This is a genomic window from Dehalococcoidales bacterium, from assembly GCA_028717385.1.
In the GTDB taxonomy this organism is placed as follows: Bacteria; Chloroflexota; Dehalococcoidia; order Dehalococcoidales; family CSSed11-197; genus CSSed11-197.
Genome location: JAQUNW010000067.1, coordinates 1 through 3,091, shown reverse-complemented (window position 1 = coordinate 3,091; position 3,091 = coordinate 1). Strand labels below are relative to the sequence as shown.

General features: G+C 44.0%; 3 protein-coding genes. All 3 read left to right on the top strand.

Annotation, left to right across the window (positions count from 1 at the left end; all coding sequences use genetic code 11):
• The first annotated feature begins 21 nt into the window (after positions 1-21).
• The 3 genes from modA (at position 22) to PHX29_07355 (ending at position 2,664) form a co-directional block, all read left to right on the top strand.
• A complete protein-coding gene (gene modA, locus PHX29_07365) occupies positions 22-810 on the top strand; it encodes a molybdate ABC transporter substrate-binding protein (GenBank protein MDD5605700.1) in 789 nt (262 codons plus the stop codon).
• Between the two features lie 26 nt (positions 811-836).
• Positions 837-1,514: a molybdate ABC transporter permease subunit gene (gene modB, locus PHX29_07360; protein MDD5605699.1), complete on the top strand. Its 678-nt coding sequence runs from the start codon at positions 837-839 to the stop codon at positions 1,512-1,514.
• 70 nt (positions 1,515-1,584) lie between these two features.
• Positions 1,585-2,664: an ABC transporter ATP-binding protein gene (locus PHX29_07355; GenBank protein ID MDD5605698.1), complete on the top strand. Its 1,080-nt coding sequence runs from the start codon at positions 1,585-1,587 to the stop codon at positions 2,662-2,664.
• The last annotated feature ends 427 nt before the right edge of the window (positions 2,665-3,091 follow it).

Below are 3,091 nucleotides of genomic sequence, written 5' to 3'. Positions count from 1 at the left end.
CAAAAATTTAGGAGATTCAAAATGAGGCTTTCCAGGTTTCTTATGACGGCAATTACTATGCTGCTCGTTGCAATGATGGCAGTTGGCTTTACCGGTTGCAGCTCCGGCGAAGCAATTACACTTAACATTTCTGCTGCTGCCAGCTTGACTGATGCATTAAACGAGATAAATGAGCTTTACAAAGATAAAAACGACAACGTAGATATCTTGACCAATTTTGCTTCATCCGGGAACCTTCAGACGCAAATTGAGAACGGCGCTCCGGCAGATGTGTTTATTTCAGCTGCACCCAAGCAGATGAATGCACTGGCAGATAAGGGCTTGATAGTAAACGATACGCGGCGAGACCTGCTCAATAATAAAGTTGTGCTGATCGTACCACAAGGAAGCAGCCTTGGGATTGATGATTTTAATGATCTCCTTGGTGGAGATATTAAGAAAATTGCATTGGGAGATCCCGAATTTGTACCAGCCGGCTCATATGGCAAAACAGCCCTCGAGGAACTGGGGATATGGGACGATGTTGAAGAAAAGCTGATTTTATGCAGCGATGTACGGCAGGTGCTAAGCTATGTTGAAACCGGTAACGTGGATGCCGGCATTGTATATTCCACAGATGCAGCTATTTCCACTTCTGTTAAAGTTGTAGCTGATGGCCCGGATGCTATAAACTCTAGTATTATATACCCGGTTGCCGTAGTTGAATACAGTAAGAATCTGGATGCAGCTAGCGATTACATTAATTTTCTGTTCAGTGATGAAGTGCAAGAACTGTTTGAAAAGTACGGCTTTGCCCCTATCGATAATTAAGAAAGGTTACATAGCTTAAATACCAAATGGCAGAATCAATTCTACCGCCTCTTCTTATATCGTTAAAGACGGTACTGGCAACCACGGCTATTACCTTCTTTGCGGGCATTGCTGCTGCCCGCTGGATGGCGCGATATTCCGGCAGGTTTAAAAACCTGATTGACAGTTTATTTATACTACCTTTAGTGTTGCCCCCAACAGTAGTAGGCTTTGGCTTACTACTGTTATTAGGTCGTAATAGTCCTATCGGAGGGTTGTTGGACGCTCTGGGAACCTCGATAGTGTTTTCATGGCCGGCTACCGTTATCGCGGCGGCCGTGATGTCCTTCCCGCTCATGTATATGACCGCACGGGGAGGCTTTGAACAGGTGGATATAAATATAGAAAATGCTGCCAGGACGCTTGGCGCCAACGAATGGAGGGTTTTCTGGACGGTAACTATGCCGCTGGCATGGCCTTCCATTGTTTCGGCTACCATTCTGGCACTTGCCCGGTGCCTGGGGGAATTTGGTGCTACTTTAATGTTGGCAGGCAATATTCCCGGGAAAACAGCCACTATTCCGGTTGCGATATATTTCAATATCCAGGGCGGACATTATGACCAGGCCATGATATTAGCGGCAATAGTTTTGGTAATATCTTTGGCTTCACTTACTATTCTTGCTTACTATAAGCAAAAGGTACGAAAGGCTGCACGGAATTAAGTTTTGTGATTAAACTAAACTTGTTCGATGATTATGTTTATACGGCTAATTGGCAGGGGAGAAGCGCCTGATGCTGGAAGTTGACATTAAAAAACGGTTGCCCGGCTTTACCCTTGAAGTAGCTTTTAGTGTAAACCGTGAAATACTTTCAATCCTGGGCAGGTCAGGCTCCGGCAAGACTATGACATTACTGAGTATTGCCGGTTTGCTTTGTCCAGACGAAGGCTATATTAAGCTTAACGGCAATGTACTCTTCGATTCTGCCAAAAAGATCTGTCTGCCTGCACAAAAGCGAAACATTGGCTTTGTGTTTCAGAACTATGCTCTTTTTCCACACCTGACAGTCAGGGAGAATATTGCCTATGGTATCCGCCATCTTCCGAAGCAGGAAATCCAGGAAAAAACATGTCAACTGCTTTCGCTTATACATATCCCGGATCTGGGTCATCGATACCCAAATGAACTATCATCTGGTCAGCAACAGCGGGTAGCTTTAGCCAGAGCTATCGCGCCTTCGCCTGGGGTACTGCTTTTGGATGAACCTTTCTCGGCGCTGGATGCTCTGCGTAAGGAACAGCTTGAATATGAATTATTAGCCCTGCAACAGGTTTACAGCGGGGATATTATATTTGTTACCCACGATCTTGCACAAGGGTATAAGTTGGGTTCCAAGATGGCCGTCTATGAAGCTGGCCGCATCGTTCAGTGTGACGCCAAGCAAAAAGTGGTTTATTCCCCAATAAACCGGTCGGTTGCTCGCCTGATAGGTGTTAGAAACCTGGTAGATGGCAAAGTAACCAAAATTGCCGATAATCATGTCTGGGTTAAAATTGATAGTGTTTGCGCGGAATTAAAGGTTATAACGGAAGAGAGTTCTCAGTATGCTGTTGGCCAGGAAGTTATCATCGGTATCCGGCCGGAATGTGTACGAATATGCCAAAACAACGAAGAAAACACTGTGGTGTGCATGCTTGAAAGGTATATTGAAGGCGTTGATATTAATCATGTTCGTTTTAACACCTGTAAAGACGGGAGTGGCGGTTATCTGATCGACGCTAATATACCAACCGGAATGATGCCGCAGCTTTCGGCAGGGCATGAATGTAAACTCTATCTTCCACCCGAACACCTGATAATACTAAACCGTTAATTTGGAGATTAACCCTAAACGCATCTTAACAACCGGCAAGGGGTATCTAGCTCGGCACAATCAAAAGATCTCATGTTTCACCGGGCGGTTGTAATTATTTGCTCACGGTAGCCGTTGTTAAGATCATATTTACTAAAACCTTAGCATTTTAAAACCAACTTGGTATTATCCCTTTCAAGACTGAGTTAAATTAAATAGTTGTTGAAATCTTTATCATTTCGTTTGGTATCGAAGTTTGCTTTTAGCGAGGAAAGCGGCAAAGCATAAAACCGTCCAGCGCCATATGCCAATACAAATGCCGCTTTCCTCTATTGACAAATGTTCTATAGGAATATCAAGTAGTCACTAGAGTATGACAATAATTGCACCATTATTAATAACAGCAACCAGATCCGCATTTACTGTTTTTACAATCCGAGTCTTTAAC